The following is a 26,253-nucleotide window of genomic DNA, read 5'->3' as shown; positions in this document are numbered from 1 at the left end:
CCATGCCGAAGCGGTTTTATCGGTATTGCCCGCGCCTGCTCGCATTAATCGGAATCTAGTAACTAGATTGCCGCTCCGCCTACTCTGTCTGGTCGGGTAGTCCCCCCGGTAACAGCCGCAAATGACCGCGGCGTTTCTCAGGGGCACAGTGGGGTGCCGGGCGCACTCCTTGCTTGGCATTTACGTCATATTCGCATCCCGGATGCCCACTTCCGCCGCTGGTAGCTTCCGGACTGAGGCGTCCGTCCCAATTTTTATTTACTTTTGAAGTGGAAAGGTGGCGACGCTTAGAGGCTTCCCGCACCACGTTTGCCAGGGCCTCTAAATCGTCATCACTGGGCTCTGCCGGACTGAACTCGCTGGCTAGCCGCACTACTTGCCATCCTCTAGGGGCAGTCAAAGTATTGGCGTGCTCGGCGCACAGATCGTAGGCGTGCGGTTCTGCTTGGGTAGCGAGGGGGCCGAGGACGACCGTAGAATCTTTATATACGTAGGTTAAAGTGGCTGCCGCCACTTGGTTGCAGCCAGTTTTGGAACATGATCTAGTTACCCGCACAATTGCACGTTAGCGGCGCGGGAAATAAAACCCAAGCCAAACTCGCGGTAGGGTGCGTTCTCGTGAGGGGTTTGACAGGGAACCGGCGAGATCGCCACGGACGAGGCGCCCGGGGAGTTACTTTTTTACCGGTAGTTCCGGCCTGGAGGACGCGGCGGGAAAAATTTGACCAACTGGTGGTGGACTTGGCGACCCTAGCTGCCCGCAAACACCCGGAAGTGGGTCGTATCGAATTTGGGGTGGAAGATATCCCTCCTTCGGATCCGGCCGAGTGGGAATCTCCGCATGCGGTCTTAGGGCGGCTATTTCCTGCGGATAAAAGTGGGAAACTGGCTACCCGAATTGTAGTTTACCGGCTGCCCATCCAATGGCGTTGCCGCACCACACAAGATACCGAACAAGCAGTAAAAGCGGTTCTCGCGGAGCATTTAAGCAGTGAAATTGGCTGCCTGCCCGAAGAGGTGTTCCCCGCCTAAGAATAACTTTTGGGCTTAAGAAAAGTTTTTAGATATTCGGTTAAAGAGATTTTTGCGCTGCCCCTTGAACCACGACTATCCGGGTTCACAGACCCTAGGGATTAACTTTTACCGCAATGGCGGCTATTTCCCGAGCTGCTTTCCCCATCCCAATCGTGCGGAAAGTGCCGGCGGGATCCCCCACCAACTGCCCGGCATAAATCTCGGTTTCACTTTGCCACTGCCAAACACCACTGCCCAGTTTTACCTGTGATAACGTTTCAGGTTTGACCGTTAGCTCCTGTGTTTTTTTGCCAGAAGTCAAAGTAATTTTTTGGGATCTACTACCTGCAAATACCAGGTTCCCTGCTTCCTCGTTAATCAGCACCGCCCCTGAAGTAGTTGGCATAGCTGAGGGATACACTGCCAAAGTTCCTTTGTCGGCGAAGGTTTCTTCCGCGAAAACTGCTGCCACCACCGGCTGATCGGATTTAAGTTTAACTGCTCCTACCCCGTCTTTAACTCCCCCTAGCGGAATTTCAAAAACCGCTCCCCTAGCTACCTGCAACTTTTTAGGAGCCGGCACCGGGGTTTCCCCCTTGGCATCCAGTAACGATACCTGGAGGGTCGCCACCGCTAAGCTGGGATTAAGCACCCGTAAACTAGCTTTACCAGTAATTTTGGCTGCCGGAATCAGCACCTGATTGCTCGGTGACGCCAGGGGCGGCAAATGCGCACCTCCCGCTTTTTGGGCTCCGGTAGCCAAAGTGGTGTTCACCCAAGAGTTCAACCCGGCTCCGTCAGATTCAACTAAAACTCCCAGGCGGGTAAAACCGGGCGCTTGCCCGTCAAGTACTAGGGAGGCATGACCTTTCCCGGGAACTTTTTGCGTCACTTTGGCTGGTAGCGGTCCCTGTTCTGTCCAGATTTGAATCCGGGCAGTTACCGGCGCTCCTGCCGGGTTCACCAGATGCAAAGTAGAAGCATTGCCGGTGGTAGTTCCGGGGGTAAGGAAATAGGCACGATTTGCCGGGACACCACAATAATCAGCAAAAAACCCGTTTTCGCCCTCTTTTCCGGCGCTACTTACGTATCCCACGGCGGCCGCATTTTTCCCCGCCACCGGTTTTACCTGCAAGTTCAACCCGGATTTACCCACTGCCTGCGGGGCTTGCCCGGTCAGTGTCCTCCCGGAAGAATCTACTAACGGTGGCGATCCCGCTGCAGAAATCCCTTGCACCCAGGCCTTCGCATCGTCCCCCGGCAACCCCGGGCATACCACTTGCTGGGTAGCTGCCGGGACTGCCACTTCACTACCGCTATCGTTTGCGCTAGAGGCGGCGGGGAGATTCTTCACTAGTGCCAAGGAAAGCGCACCGGCAGCTAGGAGAATGACCAGCGCTGATCCCAGTGAAATCACAAATTTTGAGGCCGGTTTTTTCACTTTTGCTCCCCCCTTTTCGCTAGCGGCAGACAGGCGGCGGCCGTACCCAGATAGACCAGCAGAAATAGCCCTATCATCAGATAGCGCCCCGGATTAGCGAAATACACTTCCAGTTTCCCGGAAGTACCAGCTGGAATCGTAAAGGCTTGCAGTCCCCCCTCAGATTGGGGTTGCAGGAGGTGATCGTCTATCCGAGCCTTCCATGCCGGGGAGGGGGATTCTGCCAGCAAAACTTGGCGCGGCTTTGAGGAGGAAGAGATATTTTTTCCGCCATTTAGCACCCCGGCCGGTACCGTTTCCTGTTGTTTGCCAGAGGCAATTCGCACCCGCGCATCCGAACGCGGTGGCGAAAACCTGGAGGTATCTAGGCGCCAAACGCTGTAATCGGCGTTAGTAGAAACCGGATGAAAATAACTGGAGGCGGTAAGTTTGGCATTTAGCCCATCCTCACCAGCCGTTTTGGTGATTAACAACTGCTCAACCGCTAAATCGGCACATAAGGTGGCACCCCGGCGGTCATTTCCAGCTACCAGCGCCGCCAGCACCCGACTTTCGGGAGCAGCAATCTGACCGAGTGATTTCGTCCGGATTACCCAGTTGGTGGCGAGCATCCCCGGCCCGGCGTCACGGCGCATCGCTATCTGGTAGCTGCGCCCCTCCCAATCTATTAGCAGCATACGGGTGCGTTTTTCTGAGGCCGATAAAATCGAGAAGGCCACCGGGGCGCGGTCGTTGCCAGCCTTCAATGGGGTGTTGGTGGCGGGAACTGCCCAGGCAGCTGCGGTGGTCAGCGGCAACACTATTGCCACCGCCAGCATGCTTGCGAGTAGGTAGCGCCCCGGTTTAGCCGGTTGTACCGCGCTCCACCCTAAGGCGGCTGCCCCTAGTAGGCCCAGCAGCAGCACCGAAAAAGCGGGCAACGGCCACGGTCTTTGCCCCGGCGCCACCATCTGTGCCGCAGAAAACACCCCTATTAAGACACCTAAAAGGGCAAATAGCCAGGCAGCGCGGGTTGCTAACAGTTGGCGACCAGTAAATAACGCTCCGGTAGCAGCCAAAAATACGCAGACGAAAGTAGCTATTCCTAAAAATAAGGGCACACCCGACAATACTTGCCCCATGACTTGAAGTTGCGAGCGCATTGACAACGGGGTAAATGCGGAGGGCGTCAGGAACAGATATGCCCGCAGGCTGCGGGTACGCAGCGCCCAAATAAAAGACGGTAGCAACGTAACCAGGGCGGGTATCAGTATCGCTAGCCCGCCACCTAGATAAGCAAGACCGCGTCGGAAGGGTAAATGCTTCTTAATGGCAACCCCTAAGGAGCAGCCAAAGATAAGAACTAACGCCGCTAGCCATAGCCAAGGGACACCGGCAGTGACCATCACAAGGCATAGCGCCCCGATACCTGCTGTAGACCTGCGCGAATAGCTAGGTTGATACTTTTCGGTACCCAAAACTCCCGCTAATAAGTAGGGGCGGCGCAAACTGTAATAGGAAAGCACTCCCCAAACTGCCAGGGGTAAAAATACGTGTGTCAGCACGGCAGACAGGTTACCGACCTGCACCGAAACCAATAGGGGTAACGCCGCTCCCCAGCTGAGCGCGGTTAAAGCCCGCAGGGAATTCACCCGCGTGAATGCCACTGATGCCCACCAGGCGCTAACTGCAGCCCCCAGTGGAGACAAAATCAGTAACCACCGTAAAACCGCGGTGGGGGCTATCCCGAAAATAGCGAAAGGGGCGGTGATTACTAGCAGCGGATAGGCAATCGGGTCAGGAGGGCCGCTCACCCCAGTGGACAGAGTGCGCCAAGAGTTGGTTGCCAATATCCAAAAGTCATGCCAGTTACCAGGCAAAACACTCCAGAATCCCCCGTGCATTCCTCCCAGGAACACTCGCATCCCCAAAAGGCTTATAACCAGGAAAAATAGGGCGAGTGACCAGAAGATTATTTGGGCACGCCAAGTATGGTTTTCCAATTGGGTTTTAGCTACCGTCCCCAGTTTGAGAACTGCCTGCCCTCGTTCCCGATTTACCCGCCGAACCAGGCGGCGGTTTTCCCGTACCCTGCTAGCCGGTACTTCCAGGCGGGCAAGTTCGCGCCGGGAGATCTGGGATTGCCGCCGCCCGATCCGGCGCGCTGAAAGAATCTTTCCTAATGACCCCCACACCCGGTTAGCGGAGTTTATCTCTACCGTTGCCCGCTGTCCCTGCGAACGCAGTACCCAATACAGGGCTAGCATCACCGATTTTAGAGGCAGAAACAGTATCCACAGCGGCAGCAGCAGGGAGTTAATAGTTAGGGCGCGATAAATATAGCTGTCCGCGCGTCGCGCCGTCCAGGATTTTTCCTTCTCCCGCGGAGCTTTACCAGCCAAAGGCGTGACCGGAACCGGATCATAAACATAAACCGGCTGGTGAGGAACGGGCTCGTCCGGATCTTGCCACTGGCTATCCCCTTTGGTTTCCTCGTGCTCGTCAGCTTCACCGATATCATTTTTCTCTTCCAGAGAACCATCTTCTTTAGCTACGAAGGCTGCAGCATCACTGGTGGCGACGGGCGGTGAGGAAAATTGCTCTGTTTGCAGGTTTTTCTCTGAGTCCAGGGGAATTTCCCCTTGCTTATCCTCCTGCTCCGTCGTCTCGGGAGACTGGATATTTCCCTTCCCCCTGGCTTTATCGGTTTCCTTATCGCTGTCAGTAGCAGCAGAGTTTTGATTCTGCAGATATTCACGCAGCCTATAGATACCGGCTTGAGCGTGGTAAATCCGTGCCGCCGGCACCAGGCAAACCCGGTAGCCCGCCATGCGTACGCGGCGCCCCAGTTCCAAAGCCTCGTTAAAGGGACTAAGCAGCAGATTTGTCCCGCGCAAGCGATCCCAAAGCGGGGCTTTTACTAGCAGTCCCGCAGTCCCTACCGCCAGCACGTCACTGATGGAGTCATATTGCCCCTGGTCGACTTCGCCCGGGTCGAAAGGGGTGAGACGCTCACCGCCGCGCGTGGCGTGGATTCCCACCGAGGCTAGGGTTTCTGGTTTATCCCAATCCAGGGCTTTCGGACCGGCAATCCCCAAGGTGGTGGAATTCTCGAACGCCTGGACAAGTTTCCCCAGGCAAGAGGCATCAGGGGCGGAATCGTCATGTAACAGCCACAGGTAATCTACGGCCTCCAGATTATCCGCCCGGGCAGCACTGACTGCTTGCCCCAGGTTGGCGGCGGTTACCCGCGAGTAGTGCAAAGGGGCATAGGGACGCAAAAGGGAGGGGGTAAGGTCGCTGGTGGGGTCAGCATCCACTACCACCAGCGAAGTTATCGGGTAACGACTGGCGCGCAGCGCTTTTAAGGTTTGCTCCAGATGGGGGGTACGCCCCTGCGTAACCACGAAAACCTGGACGCTGGGATGCCGGTAACCGGCAGGGGTTTCAGGGGCGGGAGCCACTGCACTAACCCACGTTGCGCCGCAGTCTGCGCCGTTCCCGCTCTGATAGGCCGCCCCAGATTCCGAAGCGTTCATCGTTTTCTAAGGCATAACTGAGGCATTCATCGCGAACTTCACACAGTTCACAAACCGCTTTCGCTTCCCGAGTAGAACCACCTTTTTCGGGGAAAAATGCTTCGGGGTCGGTTTGGGCACAGAGCGCTTGTTCTTGCCAGGAGAGGGGGCCTTGGTCATCCTGCCCAATTTGCCAGGACTGCGGATTAGACGAGATGGGTCCCTCGCCAAATATGTTCCACATATTATTCTCCTCGCAAAAATAGGTTTCTATAAGAGTATAAACTACAAGCGTGTCATTCGGGGAAGTCAGTCGAAAAAATGGTATAGATTTCCTAAGACTGCTGTCCACATTAAAGCCTATAAAAGACCTTTTACCTGCAGTTAAGCTCAATAGCTTTGGTTATGTGTTCTAGAGAAGAAATTTTCTCGATTTCACCACAATTTGGCTCTAGGACGACCGCAGCGCCCTGATAACGCCAAATCTGCCCGATGACTAGAGCTAAAGCTTGCGGATTCGAATCCGCGGTTACTTTGATTAGGATTCGACGCCCCGGACAGTTCTGTTCGCACCAGCGAAAAAAATCAGGAATTAGTCGTCTATCTTCATATGTTTCAAAAGAGGAATCGCCTATCGGGCTGGTTTGGTTAGGTAAGGGAAAAAGCAACTGGTCAGCTTGAGAAAGTACTTCCCGGTTTCCATCAAGGAATCCCGCAGGTAAAGCCTCCGGGTAGCGCCAAGCTAACGGAGATGGACTCACCAGATAGGTTTCGATTCCAGATTTTAGAAAACAGGCTCCACTTTCCGGGGCAGTAACCGCGCAAGCAACTAAATCCGGATCGGAGGCTAGCTCCTGGTTAGCAGCTGTCGATTCCCCCAAGCTCTTAACGGTTAACCCTAATCCCCAGCCTGCGATCCGCCAGAGCAGATCTCGCCAGGAAGAACCTAATCCTAGAGCTAAAACCCCTCCGGGTTCGGCTGCTAGGTCCCCGGCCAAAAGATTTTGGGTTTTTATTACCCAGTTACTGACCACTTGTCCCGATAGTTCTATGCGATCCTCGCCGTACCAGGTAAGACGGGGGGAAGGAATCCCGGCAAGGGCGCTCACCCAGTGGTTATCCCAGGAATATTCTTCATCCATTACGGCACTCCCGCTTGCGCTAGTTTTCCGTTTCCCCGCACACGCACCGCACCCTCGGCAGCGGAAATAAAAAGGGCTTCGCCAGTGCGGATAGTTTCTATGGAGCCACCAACCCCCACTTCCAAATCTCCGGAGATGCCCAGTAGGATCCGAGGTCCGCGTCCGGGAATCGGAATCCATTCCTCTCCGTTAACATCCGATACCGACAGCTCGAAATCATCCACTGGCGCATAGTAGATCCCGGTGCCGCGACCATTCATTTCGGGAGCAATTCGCACCGGGGGTGCGCCGTGAAAATCCATACAGCGTAGGGCTTCGCCAGCATCAATATGCTTGGGAGTAAGCCCAGCGCGCAACACGTTATCGGAGGAGGACATGACTTCAATACCGAGACCGGAAACATAGGCGTGCACTGCCCCGGTAGGGATGAATAACGCCTCTCCAGGACGCAAGGTAACCGGATTGAGCAGCAAAGATAAGACTGCTCCGGGATCGGACGGATAGGTGCGCGCCAGGGCTACTGCTTGCCGGTCTACCCTGAGCGAGGGTGAGGTGCCGCGATCTAGGCGGTCTTGGCAAGCGGTAATCACCGCCTCTATTTGGATTTGACGTTCCTCGTCCAGGGGCGCCAATAGCTTCCGTGCTACTGCCCGCAAACCGCGATAGCCGGGGTGAGCACGTAAAATCTCTAGCATTTCCCGCGCTAGGGGGGCATTTAGATTCTCTAAAACCTCGATAGCCCGACGCGGCGCGCGAAAACCGGCGAACGCCTCGAAGGGGGTAAGCGCGAAAATCATCTCTGGTTTATGGTTCCGATCTCGATAGTTTCGCCGGGGACTATTCCGGGGGATCCCAGCTTCTTCTTCCGCTTGAAAACCCACCTCCGCCAGTTCTTTACCCGGATGCACTTGCAAAGATAGCGGCTGCTCGGGAGCGATTAGTTTCAGTAAGAACGGCAGTTGTCCGTCAAAGCGCGCCGAAACGTCCGCCCCTAAAATCCGGGCAGGATCGGCGGCGATTACTTCCGAAAGCGGGTTTCCTCCCGCTAGGGTCTGTGCCCCATTATGGGCTCCAAACCACAGCTCGGCCACCCGCTGGCCGCCAAATTCAATCCCGGTAAAATCACTGATAGCGCGGGGAGATCCCCAAGCATAGTCTTTGACCGCCCCGGAAAGCCTCAGCACTTTACGAACCTTTCCTGTCCTAAACCAGGCGCGCCCCGTCCACCAGGGATTGCAGTTTCGCCCAGGCAATCGAAGAATGTAGGCGCCCGCCCAGGCCGCAGTCGGTAGAACCAATTACCCGCTCGGGGCCGACTGCCGCCACGAAGCGCGACAACCTATCGGCTACCAGCTGTGGATGCTCCACCACATTAGTAGAGTGGCAAACCACGCCCGGGATTAGCACCTTGTCCGCCGGCAATTGGTATTCGTGCCAGATGCGCCATTCGTGGGCATGGCGCGGGGAGGAGGCTTCAAAAGTGTAGCCTTTGGCATCTACCCGCAACACGTCCTCCACAATATCGGCGAAGGGAATATCGGTGGTGTGCGGGCCGTGCCAAGAACCCCAACATACATGGAACCGAGTAAGTTCAGTGGGAATGTCTTTTAACGCCCAGTTCAGAGCCTCGATACGCACCCCGATGAACTTTTTGTAGTCCTCTAGCGAAGGCTCCGGGTTGATCTGATCCCAAGACTCTGCGATGGAGGGGTCATCAATCTGTACCGTGAGCCCGGCATCGGTGATGATTTTGTATTCTTGGCGCATCGCATCCGCGCATGCCCAAACCACTTCCTCATCGGTGCGGTAATAACGGTTATCTACCCGCGCACAAGATCCGGGCGACAGGGCGGCAATAAAACCGGAGGAAGCATCTAAACCATTAGCTTGCAGCCCTTTGAGCAGCAGATTTACATCTCGGCGGGCAGCCTCGGCCCCGATATAGCTCAGTGGACCAGTAATTACCGGGTTGCCGACGGAGTTGCGGTTGCCGAGGACTCCCGAATCCGGATCCTCATAAGCTTCCCGGAACAGGTTGCGGTCACGTCGATCAGTGAAGGTGGTGAGCCGAATGTTACCGGGTTCAGAGCGAATAACCTCGGTTTTAGCCCAGCGATCCTCATCGGTTTGGGTAAGTCCCCCTAGGCGGGAGAAGGAATAGTTCCACCAGGCGCCATAGTCGACTGCTCCCGAGGTGATGTGGCCGTACTCGCCCTCGTTAACGATATCGATCCCGATTTCGCGTTGCTTGGCCACCACTTCCGCGGAGGCGCGTTCGATCACTTCTTCGAAATCTTGGGGGCTGATTTTCCCGGCGGATAGCAGGTTATTGGCTTCTAAAAGCTGCGGAGTTCGCGGCAGGGAACCCACATGGGTAGTTTTTACGGGCATAAATATTTTCTTCCTAATTATTGAAATAAAAGTTTTGGAGGGCGCAGACGGATTTGCGGTGCGCCCGGATTATTTAAATCCGTTTTACCAGCGGGAACGTAATGGTTTCTCGGATTCCCAGGCCGGTAATCGCCATTAACAGGCGGTCAAGCCCCATCCCCATGCCTCCGGCTGGCGGCATCCCAGCTTCGATTGCCTGCAAGAATTCTTCATCAACTTGCATGGCTTCCGGATCGCCGTTGGCGGCATCTAGGGATTGCGCTTCGAAACGTTCGCGCTGAATCACCGGGTCGTTCAGTTCCGAGTAACCGGTGGCCAGCTCGAATCCGCGTACATACAAATCCCACTTTTGTACCTGTCCGGGTTTTTCGGGATGTGATTTCACCAGCGGAGAGGTGTCTTCGGGGAAGTCCGCTACGAAAGTGGGGGCATAAAGGTCATCCCCTACTTCCGCTTCCCATAGCAGTTCCACGAGTTTTCCGGGAGAATAGAATTTTTCGACTTCAATCTCCCGTGCCTCGGCCAGTTTTACCAGTTCTTCCCGCGGGGTGCGCGGGGTGATTTCTTGTCCCAATGCCGCTGATAGGGAGCCATAGAGGTCAATCCATTCCCACTCTCCTCCCAGGTCATAGGATTCCCCATTCGGCAAGGTGGCGACGGTGGTTCCCAGGGCGGCCTGCGCCGCGTTTTGTACCAGGTGGCGGGTGAGCTCGGCGATCTGCCGATAATTCCCGTAGGCCTGGTAGGCCTCTAGCATGGTGAACTCGGGGGAATGAGAGGAATCTGCGCCCTCGTTGCGGAAATTCCGGTTGATTTCGAAAACCCGGTCAATCCCGCCTACCAGGCAGCGTTTCAAGAACAGTTCCGGAGCAATCCGCAGGTAAAGGTCGGTGTCATAGGCGTTCATGTGAGTGACGAAGGGACGCGCGGCTGCCCCACCGTGCAGGGTTTGCAGCATCGGGGTTTCCACCTCGATAAAGTCTTCCCCACTCAGGGTACCGCGCAGAGAAGCTACCACTTTCGCGCGGGTGCGCACCATTTCTCGAGCAGCTTCCCGGGTAATCATATCGACTTCCCGGTGCCGTACTCGCTGGTCTTCAGAGAGGGAAACTTCCTGCCCGTCCTCGGTTTTGAAAGTTTTCGGCAGGGGGCGTAAAGATTTTGCAGTGAGTTGCCAGGCAGGTTGCCCTTGTGGACCCGGCTGCGCCATTACTGAAAGTTCCCCCCGCTTGGAGGCGATTACCCGCCCGTAAACAAACAGGTGATCCCCCAGATCTACATCAGCTTTGTAGTCGCTTAGGGATTCTTTACCTACCTGGGCGGCAGAAAGCATCGCCTGCAGGCGGGTGCCATCGCCTTGCTGCAAAGTTACGAAGCAGAGTTTGCCGGTATTGCGGGAAAACACTACCCGGCCGGCAACTCCTACGAAGTCCTCCGTTTCTTCCCCAGCTGCCAGGTTTGGGTATTTTTCCCGCACTTGACTCAGGGTATGGGTGATGGGAACCGCGATGGGATAGGGGTTGCGACCATCGTCAATCAGGCGCTGCCGTTTCTCAGCGCGAATACGAATCTGTTCAGGCACACTTTGGTTATTAGCTTCACTCACGCCCTCCATGTTAGCTAGACGAGGGCGAGGGGCGAAAGTTAGCGGCTTTACTTAAGAATCCCCGCCGCGATCACTATTTTAAAAGATGCCGATTCCGGGAAACCTATGATTTACACTTCACCATGGCTTTTACCCCTATTTCCCCTTGTCAAAGCCATCTTCCATGTGCTAACAATAGATAGTTGAGAGTTCTTCGCCCGAATCAGAGAAGGTAGACATGAAGAAAACTGCACGTATAGCAATCTCCGCCCTGGCCGCGGCATTTGTAATCCTAACCGGGGTGCTACTATCCCCGGCAGCCCAAGCCGACCCTCCCTCGGGATATGAGGACGCGACAGACGTAAAGGCAGTAAACGACAGCGCCTGTGGCGAAAACCCTCATGTGTATATGGGAAACAGCCATTACTGCTTGAAAGGCAACATTAAGGGGCAAGGCCAAAGGGGCTGGTGGTACTGGGACGACCAGAACAAAGTTTTCACCTTTGATAACTTTGAGCTGGTAGATACTAATTTGCTATCTCATTCAACAGCCGGTCTGATTTTTATAAAATTCGATGTTAAGAACCCGGGAACTGACAAGGTTACGATCAAATTCAAGGGAAATAACCTGATTAAACACCGCGAAGGTAGCCAAAGTAATTTAAATGATGGTTTGGCCTTAGGTCTCGAAGCAGAAACCCCCCTCACATTTAATCTAGAAGGGGAAACTCCGGATTCAACCCTGACTCTAGATGCTGGCGTTGCCGACAGCAAAAAGCCCAATTCGATAACTGGACTGCGCTGTTTGGCTTCCCAACTCAATATCGGAGGGGAAGGTACCCTCAACCTAAATACTGAATATAACGGTTCCGAAAAATTTGGAATGATTGCCGGGATTGACTTCAGACCCAAGCCGTCAAAGGATGGTGGGAAGGTAAACATCTCCGGGAACGCTAAGTTAAATATCAACAGTAATCCGAATCCCGCAGCTAACGGCAACAACGTCTTCGGCATATTCGCTCTGACTGATACCGCTGTTGCGGGGAACTCGCAGGTAAATATAGATCTTAAAGGACCTGGTAAGGCCGGCACGATCGGAATTTATAGCGCCCAAAATGTCAATGTAACCGAAAAATCGCAGCTAACCATTAACGTAACATCTAAAGAATCACTGCCGATTGGTATTATGCCTCGGACAAATGCCAACTTTTCTACCGCTAAAGACACCACCATTACCACTCCGGGAGGACGCGCTATTCACTCCTACGGAAGCTCCAATTTCTTTGGTCCCGGTGATGTTATTGGCTCCGGTAGTACTGGTTCTTCGTTAAGAGCCGATGGGGGTATCAACTTTGCGGATGGATATGGGGTTTACCTACCAGTCGCCGGAAGCGCAGTGAACCCGGGAGTCGCTGACAAAGCCGGAAAGAAGGTCGGCGCCTGGCGTCTATCTATGCTGCCTCCCAAATACGAGGAAGTTAAAACCGAACCCGGTAAAGCAGTTAAATCCCCGGTGAAAACTACTACCTACACTAAGGACGCCGCTAACGCCACCACGGTCACCTATAGCGCACCCGAAACCGTAGATGTCAACGGGAAACCCTGGAAGGTAGCAATCGATGCCACTACCGGAGAACTGACCGTCACCCCGCACGAAGATGCTAGGAAAGGCGATAAGGCGGAAATTCCGGTTACCCTGTCTTACGCTAACGATATTTTCCCCGCAGATGCTAAGGCGAAATCCAAAGTCGGCTCTAATGAAGCGGAAATCAAGAAGCGCATCGCAATCGCTCCGGTAGTAGTTGAGCCGATTGCTACTCCGGAAACTCCAACCGCGCAAGATTATGACCAGGTTGAGGAAGGCAATTGGCAAGAGCTAGTAATGCCCAGCTATGACCCCGATGAGGAAGGAAAACCGAACCCGCTGGCGGGGATGTTTAGCTACGACCTCGCCAATGTAAAATATCTAAACCATGCGGGACAACCTTTCAATCCCAAAGATCCGGTGAGTAGGGGGAAGAAAGCGGAAATAATAGTTCCCCTTACCGAAAAGGGCAAAGAGAATTTTTCGAAAATGAAATGCCCGGCTGATACGCTTTGCGAACTCCTAGATGACGGAACCGTTAAGTTCACTGTGATTTTGGATTACAAGGAACGGTCCGAAAAACCAGATACTCCCTGCAAGCCCTGTAAGCCCTGCGGTGATCCTGGTACCGTACCAGGTGGCCAGCAACCAGGAACCCACCCCGGAACTACTCCGGGTGGAACCCAGCCCGGAACCAAGATAACCAATGGGACAAAAGGGAATAGCACCCCCACTCCCGACTCCCTAGTACGAACCGGAGCCGTGGATACCGCTATCTTAGGCTTCGGGGCGAGCGTGCTGCTTTTGGTGGGATTCGCACTCCTACGCCGCCGCCATAGTTAGCAGCTAGTAATAGCCAAATAACGACAGTTTGCGGGTCTTCCTAAAGTCAGAGGAAGACCCGCAAACTGTTTTAAAGATAATGCGCCCTAAAAACTAATCGGGTTTAAGGACGGGAAAGCACCACTAGCTGGTTATCGCTCAGCCGTACCTCACCCAGCTTCACCGCCGCTATCAGGCAAGCCGTACTAGCACCCTCCCCTTGCCAGGGTTCAAAGGAAATCGGATCCACTAAATCTAGGTACTCGATTTCGGCATTACTATCGCTGAGGGCATCCCTGGTTGCCGCAAGCACCGCCGCCCCGGATCCAGTGGCCGCTGCCTGACGCACCCCCGCAAACAGGGCTTTTGCGAAGCAGGTTGCGTCCTCGCGCTGGGTGGCAGACAGCGCCAGAGTAGTCTGCGAAACGGTAAGCCCATCCAAATCCCGAAAAGTGGGAACTACCTCTACCGAAACCGGTATATCTAAATCCCGCACCACCAGGCGCACCGCTGCTAATAACTGGGCATCGCACTGTCCGATAAATACTTTGTGAGGACGTACGATTCCCAGCATCTTCACCAATTGGGTCAGGCGATTCTGTGCCTGCTCAGGGTGGTCAGCAGCCTCATACTGCCGAATAATCTTACCGGGGTCAAGCACGGTTTGCGCCGCCCCGAAAGGATAGAAAGCTTCGGTTGAGGGCGCGAAAATAATATCTACTCCGCTGCGCGCCGCTAACTGCAAATCAGCGGAGCTAATCATATCGGAAGTAGTTTCAAAGGCTGGTGCTACCGGATCGGTGTAAACCGAAGCCACCAGGGTATCCACCCTCCCGCTGGCCTCAGCAAAAGCAGCCTGATGCCCGGGATGCCAGTTACCACGAGTGACCATCAACCCCACGGTTCCGGCATTTTTCTCTGCCCGCGCCAGGGTTTGACGATCATGTACTACCAGCGGTTCTTTCGCTTTATTCACGCTATTTCCCTCAAGTTATCTTTTTATTGCTGGCTTGATTCTACCCGCTAGCGGCGAGGATTAACACCCAAGCCCTCTAAGCCTCCATCCACGCGTCTCCCAGAATTCATTCAGCTATTATCCAGTTTTTTGGGTAAAATTTGGCTTATGACTACTAAAGACGCTGCCCGCCTGTTGGTGGTAGACGATGAACCTAATATCCGCGACCTCCTCGCTTCTTCTTTGCGCTACACCGGATTCGAAGTTATCACTGCCGCCAATGGATCCGAAGCTATCAAACAGGCCGAATCCACCAACCCGGATCTAATCGTGTTGGATGTAATGCTTCCAGACGTGGACGGCTTCACTGTCACCCGCCGCCTACGCGAAAATGGCTTCACCACCCCCATTCTTTTTCTAACCGCAAAAGACGATATGAGTGATAAGGTTCAGGGCTTAACCGTAGGTGGGGATGACTACGTAACTAAACCTTTTGGGCTAGAAGAAGTAGTCGCCCGGATTAACGCTATTTTGCGGCGCACCCGGGGGGTTTCCGGGGACGATGCGGTAATTCGGGTGGCTGATATTGCTTTAGACGAGGACGCCCATGAGGTACGCCGTGCCGGGCAAGTAATAGACCTCTCCCCCACCGAGTTCAAACTGCTACGCTACCTAATGATTAACGAGGGGCGGGTGGTTTCTAAAGCCCAAATCCTTGACCACGTCTGGGAATACGACTGGAACGGCGAAGCCGCCATCGTGGAATCCTATATTTCTTATCTGCGGCGCAAGCTAGATGTACCCGGATCTTGCGGGGATATTATTACTACCCGCCGCGGCATTGGCTACATGATTCGCACCGGAAAGCACTAATGTCCTTACCGAAAGCCGCAAAAGCAGCAGAAAACTCTGCGGAAAATCCGGCCTCTAAAGAAACTAAACAGCACCGCACCTATTGGCAAAGAATCCCGCTTACCTGGCGTTTAGTGTTAATAATTATGGCACTGCTAGCTGGGGGGCTGGGTGGCACCGGAACTGCGATGCTAGGGATTTTACATTCCCACTTGGCAGCACAGATTGATTCCAATCTGAAAGCTACCGCCTCGCGGATAAAAACTAATGATCTGGTGGATCTGCTGGATAAAGGGACTTTTCAGGGTAATCAACCCACGAATTATTTTGTGCGGGTAAACTACGCCGGGCAGGTCGCAGAAGCCACTTCCTCTAGTGCAACTGCAGATATGGGGCGCCCGGATCCCAAAGCTTTGGCGCTAGCAGAAAAATCACGAGATATCTCTTGGGAAAAGCCTTTCACGATTGCAGGCGAATCTTCCGCGGCTTGGCGTGCGATTATGTTGCCGGTTCGTAGCGCTCAAGACGCTAAAATCACCGGAACTTTAATCGTGGCACTGCCTCTGCAAACCGTTACCCAAACAGTTACTGCCACCGGAATTAACGTATTGGGTACTTCCGTCATCATTATTTTGATAGGCGGGGTTTTAGCCTACGTGTTGGTGCAAGTCTCCCTACGTCCACTGCGGCAAATGGAGGAGGTCGCCGGAAAGATTTCCTCTGGTGACCTGCATGAACGTATTGATTTATCCCAGGTACGCGCCGGAGAGGTATTATCCCTGGCATCGGCACTGAACTTTATGCTTTCTCGCATTGAGGAAACTATTGTCACCCAGCAGCGCAGCGAACAGAAAGTGCGTCAATTCGTATCTGATGCCTCTCATGAGTTGCGCACCCCCCTGGCTGCTATTCGCGGTTACGGGGAACTTTACAAAATGGGCGGGGTGCCTCCAGAGCGGGTTGATGAAGTAATGGGACGCATCGAGTCCGAAGCCACCCGGATGGGGCTGCTGGTAGAGGATCTGCTGAAACTTGCGCGCCTGGACGAGGGACGGCAGATCAAAATGGAGGCGGTCGATTTATACCGAATCGCGGCGGCGGGAGCTCTGGATTTATCGGCGCTTTCACCAGAGCGGGAAATCAGTCTGCTGCACCTGGATGGCTCCCCCCTGGAGTTGGATAAGGGAGAGAAGGCGCTGGTGCTCGCCGATCGCGATCAACTAACCCAGGTAATAACCAATCTGATAGGCAATGTGGAGCGCTATACCTCGGCGCAAGTCCCGGTTGAGATTTTGGCAGGTATTAGCGCAGGTAATGCCATTTTAGAGGTGCGGGATCATGGCGAAGGGGTACCCGAGGACGAACTAGATGAGATCTTTGGACGCTTCTATCGCCGTGATGGGTCCCGTTCGCGGGAAACCGGGGGCACCGGTCTCGGTCTCTCGATTGTGGCAGCTATTGCCGCGGTGCATGGCGGAACTGCCCAGGCGCTAGCCACTGCGGGGGGCGGGCTTACCATTCGGGTATCTTTCCCCGCAATCGATCCTTCACCCTCCGGCAACAAAGCAGGGAAGAAGCCGGGAAAAGTATTCAAGAAGGGCGCCCCCAAGAACTCCCTTAAGGACTCTGGCAAAGATTCCGCTTAAAGCTGGTTAAATCGGCTCAAGCTGGATTGGTGTTTTTAGCCTTTATTTTCTCTCCTGAGCTTTTAGCCGTAGGATAACCACTGCAACATTCATTCGTCGGGGGTACAGAGGCTATGCCAGGTGCGCCATCTTGGCTGCAGACGGGATTCGTCAAAGCCATGCGGGAGCTGGGGATTACCGATGATGCCTTGTTGCGCAAAGAAGCAGCTAGACTCCTGGAAATGTGGCAGTCTGCCGGACGGAAATTCCACACCACTTCCCATCTAATTCGCCTACTTACTTGTTTGGATCACTTTACAAACACTTCGCAGCAACCAGCTATTTTAACCGTTTCTGCCTGGTATCACGGGGTAATTACCCAATCGCAAACGCGAGCTAAAAATACTACTAACTACGAAAACTATCCGGCTTCTGCCGATTTTGCCCTTGATCGTCTCCTGCAGTTAGGAGCGCAAAAAGAAAAAGCCATTAGGGTCGGGGAACTGATTTTGATGTTAGAGGGGCGCCAGCCTCCCACTGGCGATTTGGATGCCTGCGTGTTTGTGGATGCCGCTATTTCCTATTTGGGCGCCTCCCCTCAGGATTATCGCAGCTACTGTCAGCTAATGCGGGCGGAGATGGATACTATGGATCAGCTGCGTTATGCCCGGTTGCGCCGCTCGCTAATCTCGAAGCTACTAGCGCGGGATACCATTTTCCATTCCCCCTTAGGTAGCGGAAATGAGGGTGCGGCGCGGCAAAATCTGGAGGGCGAATATGCAAAGCTCTCGGCGTTGATTCCGGGGGAACCGGTGGGGAAAGAAAAAGCGGTTTCGCGTCCTAAGAATAAAGAAAAAATTTCCGCTGCCGACACTTCGGAAATTGTGGTAATCAAAGGGGCTGCTAACCGTACGGGGATGCGCCAATCCATTTTGCCGCCGGAAGACAAAATCGCTTCCCCGAAAATTCCGGTAGTCAAAGTTTCCGCCACCGAAAGAAAGGCTTTAGAGGAACACGCCGCGCAACTACAAGCCGAAAATGCCGCGAACGCCACCGAAAATGGGCTGTCTTCAATGGAAAACGTGGCCGACCAATTCTCTACCTTGACTATGCGGAAAATTAATTTAGCCAAGAGTACACGCCCTGGCGCGCAAAACATTGATCAGTCTGAAGAGGAAGCATCCCCCTCCCAGCCTCAGGAGGAAGAGATTGAGGAGACTATGTACTCTTCGGCCGATGACGAGGACTCGTTCGAAGAAATCTAGCGAAACCGCCTCTTCTAGCTGGCGGGAAGCTGCCCTTCCCCGACCTTGAAAAGTGTCCACAGGACAGGATAATGCTGCGGTTTCCTGAAGTTATTATCGCGCATACCTTACTGCGGTGTCTCTGGCTCTAGATTGAGGGCGAAAGCCAATCAATCTGTTATTTTAAGGAGAAACCAAGATGGCACAATTCAATGTAGACTCCGGTCAGGTAGCGGCAGCCGGAGCTCAGGCAGCAGCAATCGCCGGGCAACTGCGCACCGATGCTGCCGCTATGATGGCACAAGTACAGTCCCTGCAAGGATCCTGGACCGGGGCAGCCGCCAGTTCCTTCGCGGATTGTGCTACCCGTTGGCGCGCTGCCCAAGCTCAGATGGAAGCGGCTCTCGATTCCATTGCACAAGCCTTGCAGGCTACTTCCGCCAGTTATGAAGATGCCGAAAGCGGCGCGGCAGCCATGTTTGCTGGGTAATACCCTGATCGAAACTTAGTTTTACTCTCCCTATTGTTTGCCGGCTGTTCAGCTAAACGTTGGTAAGATACACGGTATCCAGGTCGCGACCTTCGATAATGCGCCCATCGAATCCCTTCACTTTCGAAGCCCATGATCCATGCGACAGGTTACCCGGAACAAAATGGTTAAGCACCAATGTTTGCACTGAGCAGCGTTGGGCAATCGTCCCCACAACTTCGACCGAACAGTGTTTCTTAAATACGACATCTAGTGCTTGCTGTTGCTTGGGGGTATATGGAGGATCCCCAAATTGCCAACGCGCATAGTTTGGATCAATTACTTCATGAATCAGCACATTTGCGTCCGCAGCAAGTCGTACTAGGTTCTCAGAAGGACCAGTATCTCCAGAGAAGACTACGGATCCCTCATCCGTGTCAAAACGGTAGGCAAATGCCGGATACATAGTTCCATGTTCCGCCAGTGTGGCGGTCACATACACGCGATCATCTTCGTAAACGAAGAACGGATCCACAGGCGCTTCATTGTGGTTAAGTTTGACCTCAGGGTCAGCTTCCCCAGATTCATAAAACTTCCCATGAGTGTCGCGGTCTATTACCCCAGGACGTTGGACATTAACGCCGACAATCATGTCCTGCGGAGAGCGTTTCTTTGCGCCATAGACTCTGTCTAAAGTTTCGGCCTCAAATGCAGCCAACAGATTATTGACGAATTTTTCAGCACCTGGCGTCCATATATCCAACTCCGGCAAATCTGAGTAAAAACTAGGGCTAAGAACTCTGTCCCATGGTCCATACACTTCCACTCGATGTGATGGCCACCCCTGGTTATATCCACACAACAACAGGTTTGACAGATCTAATGTGTGATCAGAATGCATATGGGTAATAAACAATGTTTGCAGGTCTTCGAATATTTGCGATTCCGGACGCCCCAGGGGGTTCGCCTTGGTTAACTGCCGCGCAACACCCATACCGAAATCGACGACGTAAATCTTTCCACCAATAACTAGAGCCGTTGAAGTCCCGTAGCGGCACAAACCTGATGAATCCGCACTTCCCCAAGTAACTGCGCCACCTGCTGTACCGAGAAGAATAATACGTGCGTCAACCTTTTGCATGGTTCTAATCCTTAAATATAAATGGGCTCAATACCAAAATATCACATTTTTTATATGCACTTGCAACATCTATAATGGTTCATATATCATGTATACGTAACATTTCAAGCAATGCGAAGGAGCAACATGCCACAGGCTTACAACAAGAATGACGCGGTTCTTGCGACATATACCTTTTCCATCCCTGCCGATGTTGACCCCCTAGAAAAAGTTCGCGCCTTCGCAATCGGTCAAACTATTGGAACCTGGGTTGATGTTCCCGGTCTAACACAAGAAATGGTTGACAACTACCAGGGTGAAGTCATTGACATTAATACCCTGGATCCCAGCGATCTGGTAACCGAAGGTGAAAATACCACAACCTACACCGCAACTCTTGCCTTGCCGGCGGTGAGCATAGGAGCTGACATACCGAGGCTTTTTACCTCACTACTGGGCAATGACGCCTCGACTTCCATGGCGGCAAAACTCGTTGACGTTCAGCTCCCTGCGTCGATGACAAGCAAGCTTCCAGGTCCAAAGCATGGTGTGGCTGGGATCAGAAAGCTTCTCGGCATCCCTTCGCGCCCGCTTCTACTCAACATGATCAAACCATGCACTGGTCTTACTCCAGCTCAGGGAAGTGAAATCTTCCGCGAGACAGCATTAGGCGGCCCTGATCTAATCAAAGATGATGAACTCATGGGAGACCCCGAATTCTCTCCTATTGATCAGCGTGTTACCGCTTATAACAAAGCTGCACAGCAAGCTTTTGAAGAAACTGGCCACCGCACCATCTACGTACCTAATATCACTGCGCAAGGCACGGCTTTATTCGAAAATGCCAAGCGCGCTATTGACGCCGGAGCGCGCGCACTCATGGTGTGTTATGCCGCGGTCGGGTACGGTAGCGTCGTCGAATTGCGAGAAAAGTTTGATGTGCCAATTCTCGGCCACTATGCCTCGGCTAATACCTATTACGAAAACGCTTCCTCCGGCATGTCAGCTGCCTTAGCGCTCGGATTTTTCCCAAGGCTCGTGGGTGCCGACATGGCGGTTATTAACACTCCCTACAGTGGTTACCCCATGCGGAAAGCGGCTTACTTAGCTACAGCACGCAAACTGCTCACGCCAATGAGCAACCTTCAGCCGTCGTTCCCGGTTGTTGGGGGGGGAGTTAAGCCCGGGGTCGTATACAGATATTTAGAGGACTTAGGCACAGATATCGTTCTGGCATCAGGTGGAGCCATTCAAGGACACCCCCAAGGACCTGCGGCAGGCGTTAGGGCGATGCGCCAAGCAATTGACGCCTACATGGATGGTGTGACATTGGAAGAAGCAGCTGGCGAACATGCCGAGTTATCAACTGCATTGGATGTTTTTGGAGTAGTCAAATGAGCAAACGCGTCGACGTTCACGCACATATTTGGGAAGAATCGGATATTCCACCTCAGATTAGAAGCTACGACTCCAGTCGCTCGCTTTCGTGTGATGCTGAAACCCTAGTCTCATCCATGGATCACAACGGCGTTGATTTATCTATTGCCGTCGCCCTTGCATATCAGCCAGATTTATCTGATGCGCATATCAGACGCATCAATGATTTCGTTTTACGCGAATGTAACAAATATCCTGAGCGTTTGATTCCGTTTTGTTGTGTGAATCCGCGCAGCCCACATGCGGAGAAAATTGTGGCGAAAGCACTCGCAGATGGCCATAAAGGTTTAAAATTCCACGGCGCATTTCAAAATATGGGTGTAGATGATCCGCAGCTGTGGCCAATTTATAAAGTTCTGGAAGAAGCACAGAAACCCGTCCTTTTTCACTCGGGTGATATCGGCGTCCTTCCGCTCAATGATCAGTATACGAGCGTCAATCGCTTTGACTCAGTATTTTGCGATTTTCCGCAAATGCCAGCCATCTTGGGGCATGCGGGGCGTATCGACTTTTCTCGAACGGCGGGATTACTGCGGAAACACTCCAATGTATACGTAGATATCAGCTCAGTAATTGGACGCGATCCAAACTTCCAGACCCACCCCTTGCGCCATCTCATTACGTTGGTCAAAACGTGGGCGGGGGCGGTTGATCGAATTCTATTCGGATCCGACATGCCCCTCTATAGTTACGAAAAAACACTGGGTAACCTCGACTTGCTTATTGCGGAGTTGCAGGAGACCCCCGATCCTGTGATTTCAACAGACGACGTCGTCGCAATTCGTGACGTCAATTCGTCCGCATTTTTGAATCGCTACCAACTCTGACCGGAATCCAAGAACCGGTCCCGATTATTCAAAGGAGAATGTAATGGCAAAACTCTACACGGCAAAAGAAGTTACCTCCCGTTTACGCGCAGAGATTGACGCGGGCAGACCGTTATTCGCACCGAATTGTGGATTCGGACTATCTGCGAAACTACAGGAAATGGGGGGAGCTGATTTGATTATCGCCTCTGCCACGAGCTATTGGCGGATGAAGGGGCAAGGATCTCTCGCCGCGCTCATGCCAAACAGCGATATCAACCAAATCCTTTTCGATTTACTTCCCGAAATCGTCGCCAATGTTTCTGAAGCGCCGGTCATGACTCTATCTGGAGCCTTTAATCCGCTGTTGCCGCATAAAGAGCATCTGGAACGGCTGCGGGATGCCGGCGTGAGCGGAATCAACCCGTTCATGATCAAGATTTACGGAGATGAAACCGTAGCGCAGATGGACAAGATCGGCATTGGCTGGAAGCGCGAAGTCGAATTCATTGAAACAGCTGTAAAGATGGATATGTTTACCCTCGCTTATGCGTTTACGCCTGAAGAGGCAAAAGTGATGGCCAGCGTCGGTGCCCATTCCATCGCCACGCACTTCGGTTCTACAGTCGGTGGGCTTAAAGGCGCCGCATCTGATATGACGCTCGAAGAAGCCACCGAACGCAGCCAGGAAATGTTCGATGCGGCTCTCCAAGAGAATCCGGATGTCATCCTATTCGCACACGGTGGCCCCATCGAAGGCCCCTCCGAAGCAGCGCACGTAATTAAAAATACTTCTGCGCATGGTTTCATCGGCGGTTCTGCTGCGGAGCGCATGCCGATTGAAAAAGCAATTTTGGCAATTACTAATGAATACAAAAACATACTCAACGACTAATAGTCACCTGTGACGAAGGAGTAACAGATGAATAAAGATGGTAAACCTGTAATTTTATGCGTGGGAATGTGCAATACGAAAGGCACGGAAATTCAATTCCTAGCCAAGCAGGTACGTGCCAATGGCGGCGAACCCATAATTATGGATCTTTCGCTTGGTGGCAGCGTAGATTTCGCGGACATTTCCAACTACGAAGTCGGCAAATTGGCTTCTCTGGATATGGATGAAGTCTTTGCTGGCCCGCGCGCAGACGCAATTAAAAAACTGGGAGGAGCCGGCGCGCAGATGGCTCTCAAGTTACACGAAGAAGGGCGCTGCGACGGTATTATCAGCTGGGCGGGTTCCGTAGGATCCACCACCGTTTCGATTGCGATGAGGGCGCTACCATTTGGGGTTCCCAAGATTCTGATGACCGATATGGCATCATCGGACGTGTCTGGATGGCTGGGTAATAAAGATATTTTCATTGTCTCGCCGACCGCTGAGCAAGGTATTACCGCCGTAACCTCGAAGATCGTCACGCAAGCTTGTGCAGGCATTGTAGCCATGGCCAAGGTGGAAGATTCGCCGATTGATCGGCCACTTGCCGCTGTCACCAGCTATGGAACGACGACACCTACCCAGATGCGAATTACTAATTTCTTCAACAAGAACGGCTGGGATTGCTCGACTTTCCACGCGGTGGGAGTGGGCGCCACGATGGAAGATCTGATTCGCTCCGGTGATATCACTGCTGTTGTCGATATGACGCCTGGTGAATTGACCAACAATATGTATGACTCCGTATACGGGACGCCGAAGACTTGGACTGGTGTGCGTATGACTGCCGCACCAGATATGGGTATCCCCAATGTAGTTGTACCTGGAGGCCTAGATCAGTGCGCTTACGGTGCCTTCGCCACAATGAAGGAAGAATATATAGAGGATTTCCGTACCGGTAAACGTAAAGGTTTCCGCGATACTGGTAAACCTTATATTCATAACGAAAACGTAACTGAGATGGTTCCGACCATTCCGGAAATTATCGAACTCTCCGATTTTCTCGCCGACACTTTGAATGGTTCTAAGGGACCCTGCGCATTCGTAATTCCTATGCGTGGCTGGTCGGCCTACGACCAAGAAGCTGCCCTGTGCACGCGGGAGCGCGGCTGGGCAGAAGGAAACGGCGACGGCCCAGTTTGGGAGCCCGATGAGAAGTATCCACAATGGTCCCGCCGCGCAACTGCCATGTTGAAGCGGATGTGGTCGAAGGTCGATACGAATGTGGTAGATCTTATCTGGACAGATCATCATATTCTTGACGAAGAATTCGCTGACCTGTTGAACACCATCGTGTGGGACATGATCAATGGTGAATGGGAAATCGGAAAATATAATAATTTCTCCGACAAAATTCTCAACAATAAGTTGACGACACTGTAATAGGAACGCCATCGAATCCACTGCAGACGCGTTCGGGACTAACTAATATCAGTTTTTCCCGAGCGCGTCTTCGCAATAATTAGTCGTACACCACTCCGCCGAATTTCAGTGACATGCTCGCGGCTTAACGCCGCATCGGAAATTACAACATCAAATTCACGTATTGGCATCATCGAATACAACGCCCGCTTTGAAAATTTCGTATGGTCAGCGATTAGCACACGCTTCTTCGCACATTTGAACATGGCGCGCTTAACTTGGATTAACTCAGGTTGTTGATGAAAACACACACCATTACTGATAGCAGGTGTCGACATGAAATAGGTATCTGCGCTCAACTGGCTCAAAGCCGAAAGCGACAGGTTACCTTTATAGGCATCGCACAGCTGGTAATATTCTCCCCCCGTAGAGACAAGCGAAATGCCTCTCTTGCTACCAAGCATGTCGAGTACGCGTCCAAAATTAGTAATAACTGTCAAAGGTTCTTTCTGGGGCAATAATTCGGCTAAATTTAAGCCTGTTGTCGAGTCGTCTAGTACAATCGCTTCCCCAGGTTCAATCAGATCAAAGGCGAGTTTGGCAATCGCACGTTTCTCAACCGACTGCTGCCGCAAACGGTAATCAGTTGACGCTTCAAATAGGCTCGAAGCAACTGCAGTTACGACACCCCGAGATTTACGTAGCACGCCTCTTGCCTCCAAGGCATCCAGATCGCGGTGAATCGTCATCCTCGATACGCCAAGTTCATCAACCAGCGTATCTATGCGGACAGATCCAATCTCAAGAACGCGCTCAGTAATAGCGTCCCGCCTCAAATCTTGTTTTGTTGGTGAAACAGCAAGTTTTGCCTCAATCTCGTCATCCATTAGAACAACGCTACCTTTTCGGGACGGGGGAAAATCTTGTCTAGAGCCGCTAAATCATCCACGCTCAACTCAAGCTCAACAGCTTGAGCGTTTGCACGAATCTGCTCAGGACGGGTAGCACCTGCAATAATAGATGCCACGGGAGAGCGTGAAGCAAGCCACGCAATTGCTACTGATGCCTGTTGCACATCACGTTGAGAGCAAAAGTCCTGATACGCATGTAAAACCTCGATATTGACTGCAGCAAGTTTTGGGTCTCCCGGCTTTAATCGGGCATCACGGGGGATTCCATTATTATATTTTCCTGTCAATATGCCTGCTGCCAATGGATAATACGGAACCAGACCTATACCGAAATGTTGCGCTGCCGGAACGATCTCCTGCTCAGCTCGGCGATCTAGGAGATTGTAATGATTTTGCGTCGCAACAAGTCGCCCTGGACGTGAATGATGCCACGCATCCGCCAATTGCCATCCAGTAGTATTCGACACTCCGTAGTAGCGAATCTTTCCTTGGTCTACCAAAGTATCTAACGCATCGATAGTTTCATCGATTGGGGTGAGGGGGTCAGGGGAATGATAGTAATAAAGATCAATCCAATCAGTATCTAGCCGAGATAAAGATGCTTCGCATTGCCTCATAATGTATCTACGCGATCCACGGGCTAAGTCCTTAGGCTCTCCTGTGATGGGTAACCCAAATTTCGTTGCAATAACGACATTGCCACGCCGCTTACCTAGTGCCTGTCCCAGCAACCTCTCTGATAATCCAGGTTCATGTCCGTAAACATTTGCAGTGTCAAAATAGCTCACGCCTACATCCAACGCCGCATCCACAACTTTCTTTGCACCTGAGATATCTTCAGAAGCCGAGCTCTTTCGACCCAAATTATTCGCGCCATATCCCAAAACGGAAACGCGAAGACCAGAATCACCTAACCGCCTATATTTCATACCAACAATATTAGACGAGTTGTGAACCTTAAACCAGCACAATCTTAAATTATCTCGAATGCGTTACATAAATGTCTTTAGCGCTTCGAAAACGGAAAAAATAACACCTAAAAGGTATGAATTTCTTATAGA

Annotated in this window: 22 protein-coding genes; 10 read left to right on the top strand and 12 right to left on the bottom strand. The window is 52.7% G+C overall.

Going from position 1 to position 26,253, the window contains the following annotated elements; genetic code table 11:
* Positions 1 to 79 precede the first annotated feature (79 nt).
* Positions 80 to 556, bottom strand: a complete 477-nt coding sequence (locus tag BQ5456_RS07170; RefSeq protein WP_071129381.1) for a DUF3499 domain-containing protein — start codon at positions 554 to 556, stop codon at positions 80 to 82.
* Positions 557 to 618: 62 nt separating this feature from the next.
* Here BQ5456_RS07170 and BQ5456_RS07165 point away from each other — a divergent pair, with 62 nt between their 5' ends.
* Positions 619 to 1,032, top strand: coding sequence for a metallopeptidase family protein (locus BQ5456_RS07165; protein WP_071129991.1), 414 nt, complete (start codon positions 619 to 621; stop codon positions 1,030 to 1,032).
* Between the two features lie 94 nt (positions 1,033 to 1,126).
* Here the strand turns inward: BQ5456_RS07165 and BQ5456_RS07160 are convergent, their stop codons facing one another.
* From BQ5456_RS07160 to lysS, 7 genes are all read right to left on the bottom strand, one after another.
* Positions 1,127 to 2,455: a DUF5719 family protein gene (locus tag BQ5456_RS07160; protein WP_071129380.1), complete on the bottom strand. Its 1,329-nt coding sequence runs from the start codon at positions 2,453 to 2,455 to the stop codon at positions 1,127 to 1,129.
* Entirely contained in the window at positions 2,452 to 5,898 is a 3,447-nt protein-coding gene (locus BQ5456_RS07155; RefSeq protein WP_071129379.1) for a glycosyltransferase family 2 protein, read from the bottom strand. Before BQ5456_RS07155 ends, BQ5456_RS07160 begins: the two co-directional genes overlap by 4 nt.
* Before the next feature lie 4 nt (positions 5,899 to 5,902).
* The gene (locus tag BQ5456_RS07150) at positions 5,903 to 6,196 is read right to left on the bottom strand and encodes a WhiB family transcriptional regulator (RefSeq protein WP_022864340.1); all 294 of its coding nucleotides are present in this window, start codon (positions 6,194 to 6,196) and stop codon (positions 5,903 to 5,905) included.
* Between the two features lie 130 nt (positions 6,197 to 6,326).
* The gene (locus BQ5456_RS07145) at positions 6,327 to 7,094 is read right to left on the bottom strand and encodes a TIGR03089 family protein (protein ID WP_071129378.1); all 768 of its coding nucleotides are present in this window, start codon (positions 7,092 to 7,094) and stop codon (positions 6,327 to 6,329) included.
* Positions 7,094 to 8,278 (bottom strand): mannose-6-phosphate isomerase, class I, encoded by a 1,185-nt coding sequence (manA, locus tag BQ5456_RS07140; RefSeq protein WP_071129377.1) that lies wholly within the window; start codon positions 8,276 to 8,278, stop codon positions 7,094 to 7,096. The genes BQ5456_RS07145 and manA overlap by 1 nt, the downstream gene beginning before the upstream one ends.
* A gap of 19 nt (positions 8,279 to 8,297) precedes the next feature.
* Positions 8,298 to 9,485 carry a cobalamin-independent methionine synthase II family protein gene (locus BQ5456_RS07135; protein WP_071129376.1) on the bottom strand — a complete coding sequence of 396 codons (1,188 nt, stop codon included), beginning with the start codon at positions 9,483 to 9,485 and terminating at the stop codon, positions 8,298 to 8,300.
* Positions 9,486 to 9,558: 73 nt separating this feature from the next.
* Entirely contained in the window at positions 9,559 to 11,100 is a 1,542-nt protein-coding gene (gene lysS / locus BQ5456_RS07130) for a lysine--tRNA ligase (RefSeq protein ID WP_071129375.1), read from the bottom strand.
* 208 nt (positions 11,101 to 11,308) lie between these two features.
* Here lysS and BQ5456_RS07125 point away from each other — a divergent pair, with 208 nt between their 5' ends.
* A complete protein-coding gene (locus BQ5456_RS07125; protein WP_071129374.1) occupies positions 11,309 to 13,498 on the top strand; it encodes a YPDG domain-containing protein in 2,190 nt (729 codons plus the stop codon).
* Positions 13,499 to 13,601: 103 nt separating this feature from the next.
* Here the strand turns inward: BQ5456_RS07125 and BQ5456_RS07120 are convergent, their stop codons facing one another.
* Positions 13,602 to 14,453, bottom strand: a complete 852-nt coding sequence (locus BQ5456_RS07120) for a pantoate--beta-alanine ligase (RefSeq protein WP_071129373.1) — start codon at positions 14,451 to 14,453, stop codon at positions 13,602 to 13,604.
* Between the two features lie 147 nt (positions 14,454 to 14,600).
* On the opposite strand from BQ5456_RS07120, the gene BQ5456_RS07115 reads away from it, so the two are divergent.
* From BQ5456_RS07115 to BQ5456_RS07100, 4 genes are all read left to right on the top strand, one after another.
* On the top strand, positions 14,601 to 15,305 hold the full coding sequence (locus BQ5456_RS07115; RefSeq protein WP_143037056.1) for a response regulator transcription factor: 705 nt from the start codon (positions 14,601 to 14,603) through the stop codon (positions 15,303 to 15,305).
* Complete coding sequence (locus tag BQ5456_RS07110) at positions 15,305 to 16,930, top strand: sensor histidine kinase (protein ID WP_071129371.1); 1,626 nt, start codon at positions 15,305 to 15,307, stop codon at positions 16,928 to 16,930. The genes BQ5456_RS07115 and BQ5456_RS07110 overlap by 1 nt, the downstream gene beginning before the upstream one ends.
* Positions 16,931 to 17,043: 113 nt before the next feature.
* The gene (locus BQ5456_RS07105) at positions 17,044 to 18,174 is read left to right on the top strand and encodes an HD domain-containing protein (RefSeq protein WP_071129370.1); all 1,131 of its coding nucleotides are present in this window, start codon (positions 17,044 to 17,046) and stop codon (positions 18,172 to 18,174) included.
* Positions 18,175 to 18,352: 178 nt separating this feature from the next.
* On the top strand, positions 18,353 to 18,643 hold the full coding sequence (locus tag BQ5456_RS07100) for a WXG100 family type VII secretion target (RefSeq protein ID WP_071129369.1): 291 nt from the start codon (positions 18,353 to 18,355) through the stop codon (positions 18,641 to 18,643).
* Between the two features lie 52 nt (positions 18,644 to 18,695).
* On the opposite strand, the gene BQ5456_RS07095 is transcribed toward BQ5456_RS07100, so the two are convergent.
* Positions 18,696 to 19,763: an MBL fold metallo-hydrolase gene (locus tag BQ5456_RS07095; protein ID WP_071129368.1), complete on the bottom strand. Its 1,068-nt coding sequence runs from the start codon at positions 19,761 to 19,763 to the stop codon at positions 18,696 to 18,698.
* Between the two features lie 126 nt (positions 19,764 to 19,889).
* On the opposite strand from BQ5456_RS07095, the gene BQ5456_RS07090 reads away from it, so the two are divergent.
* From BQ5456_RS07090 to BQ5456_RS07075, 4 genes are read left to right on the top strand one after another with little or no spacing between them, the layout of a single operon-like run.
* Positions 19,890 to 21,140, top strand: a complete 1,251-nt coding sequence (locus tag BQ5456_RS07090; protein WP_205407867.1) for a RuBisCO large subunit C-terminal-like domain-containing protein — start codon at positions 19,890 to 19,892, stop codon at positions 21,138 to 21,140.
* The gene (locus tag BQ5456_RS07085; RefSeq protein ID WP_071129366.1) at positions 21,137 to 22,006 is read left to right on the top strand and encodes an amidohydrolase family protein; all 870 of its coding nucleotides are present in this window, start codon (positions 21,137 to 21,139) and stop codon (positions 22,004 to 22,006) included. The genes BQ5456_RS07090 and BQ5456_RS07085 overlap by 4 nt, the downstream gene beginning before the upstream one ends.
* 43 nt (positions 22,007 to 22,049) lie before the next feature.
* Complete coding sequence (locus BQ5456_RS07080; protein ID WP_071129365.1) at positions 22,050 to 22,880, top strand: phosphoenolpyruvate hydrolase family protein; 831 nt, start codon at positions 22,050 to 22,052, stop codon at positions 22,878 to 22,880.
* A gap of 27 nt (positions 22,881 to 22,907) precedes the next feature.
* Positions 22,908 to 24,302 (top strand): Tm-1-like ATP-binding domain-containing protein, encoded by a 1,395-nt coding sequence (locus BQ5456_RS07075; RefSeq protein WP_071129364.1) that lies wholly within the window; start codon positions 22,908 to 22,910, stop codon positions 24,300 to 24,302.
* Positions 24,303 to 24,340: 38 nt separating this feature from the next.
* On the opposite strand, the gene BQ5456_RS07070 is transcribed toward BQ5456_RS07075, so the two are convergent.
* Together BQ5456_RS07070 and BQ5456_RS07065 are read right to left on the bottom strand one after the other, a co-directional pair.
* Positions 24,341 to 25,168 carry a DeoR/GlpR family DNA-binding transcription regulator gene (locus BQ5456_RS07070; protein ID WP_071129363.1) on the bottom strand — a complete coding sequence of 276 codons (828 nt, stop codon included), beginning with the start codon at positions 25,166 to 25,168 and terminating at the stop codon, positions 24,341 to 24,343.
* Positions 25,168 to 26,121 (bottom strand): aldo/keto reductase, encoded by a 954-nt coding sequence (locus BQ5456_RS07065; RefSeq protein ID WP_071129362.1) that lies wholly within the window; start codon positions 26,119 to 26,121, stop codon positions 25,168 to 25,170. The genes BQ5456_RS07070 and BQ5456_RS07065 overlap by 1 nt, the downstream gene beginning before the upstream one ends.
* Positions 26,122 to 26,253 lie beyond the last annotated feature (132 nt).

This window comes from Varibaculum massiliense (genome assembly GCF_900106855.1).
GTDB lineage: Bacteria > Actinomycetota > Actinomycetes > Actinomycetales > Actinomycetaceae > Varibaculum > Varibaculum massiliense.
The sequence above is the reverse complement of the archived record's forward strand: the minus strand, read 5'-3'. Positions and strand labels throughout refer to the sequence as shown.

Excerpts from the sequence above, each read along its gene's own strand:
- BQ5456_RS07065 (WP_071129362.1), bottom strand. The coding sequence starts at position 26,121 with ATGAAATATAGGCGGTTAGGTGATTCTGGTCTTCGCGTTTCCGTTTTG.
- BQ5456_RS07095 (WP_071129368.1), bottom strand. The coding sequence starts at position 19,763 with ATGCAAAAGGTTGACGCACGTATTATTCTTCTCGGTACAGCAGGTGGC.
- BQ5456_RS07085 (WP_071129366.1), top strand. The coding sequence starts at position 21,137 with ATGAGCAAACGCGTCGACGTTCACGCACATATTTGGGAAGAATCGGAT.
- lysS (WP_071129375.1), bottom strand. The coding sequence starts at position 11,100 with ATGGAGGGCGTGAGTGAAGCTAATAACCAAAGTGTGCCTGAACAGATT.
- BQ5456_RS07105 (WP_071129370.1), top strand. The coding sequence starts at position 17,044 with ATGCCAGGTGCGCCATCTTGGCTGCAGACGGGATTCGTCAAAGCCATG.
- BQ5456_RS07075 (WP_071129364.1), top strand. The coding sequence starts at position 22,908 with ATGAATAAAGATGGTAAACCTGTAATTTTATGCGTGGGAATGTGCAAT.
- BQ5456_RS07145 (WP_071129378.1), bottom strand. The coding sequence starts at position 7,094 with ATGGATGAAGAATATTCCTGGGATAACCACTGGGTGAGCGCCCTTGCC.
- BQ5456_RS07150 (WP_022864340.1), bottom strand. The coding sequence starts at position 6,196 with ATGTGGAACATATTTGGCGAGGGACCCATCTCGTCTAATCCGCAGTCC.
- BQ5456_RS07080 (WP_071129365.1), top strand. The coding sequence starts at position 22,050 with ATGGCAAAACTCTACACGGCAAAAGAAGTTACCTCCCGTTTACGCGCA.
- BQ5456_RS07110 (WP_071129371.1), top strand. The coding sequence starts at position 15,305 with ATGTCCTTACCGAAAGCCGCAAAAGCAGCAGAAAACTCTGCGGAAAAT.
- BQ5456_RS07070 (WP_071129363.1), bottom strand. The coding sequence starts at position 25,168 with ATGGATGACGAGATTGAGGCAAAACTTGCTGTTTCACCAACAAAACAA.
- BQ5456_RS07115 (WP_143037056.1), top strand. The coding sequence starts at position 14,601 with ATGACTACTAAAGACGCTGCCCGCCTGTTGGTGGTAGACGATGAACCT.
- BQ5456_RS07125 (WP_071129374.1), top strand. The coding sequence starts at position 11,309 with ATGAAGAAAACTGCACGTATAGCAATCTCCGCCCTGGCCGCGGCATTT.
- BQ5456_RS07100 (WP_071129369.1), top strand. The coding sequence starts at position 18,353 with ATGGCACAATTCAATGTAGACTCCGGTCAGGTAGCGGCAGCCGGAGCT.
- BQ5456_RS07090 (WP_205407867.1), top strand. The coding sequence starts at position 19,890 with ATGCCACAGGCTTACAACAAGAATGACGCGGTTCTTGCGACATATACC.
- BQ5456_RS07135 (WP_071129376.1), bottom strand. The coding sequence starts at position 9,485 with ATGCCCGTAAAAACTACCCATGTGGGTTCCCTGCCGCGAACTCCGCAG.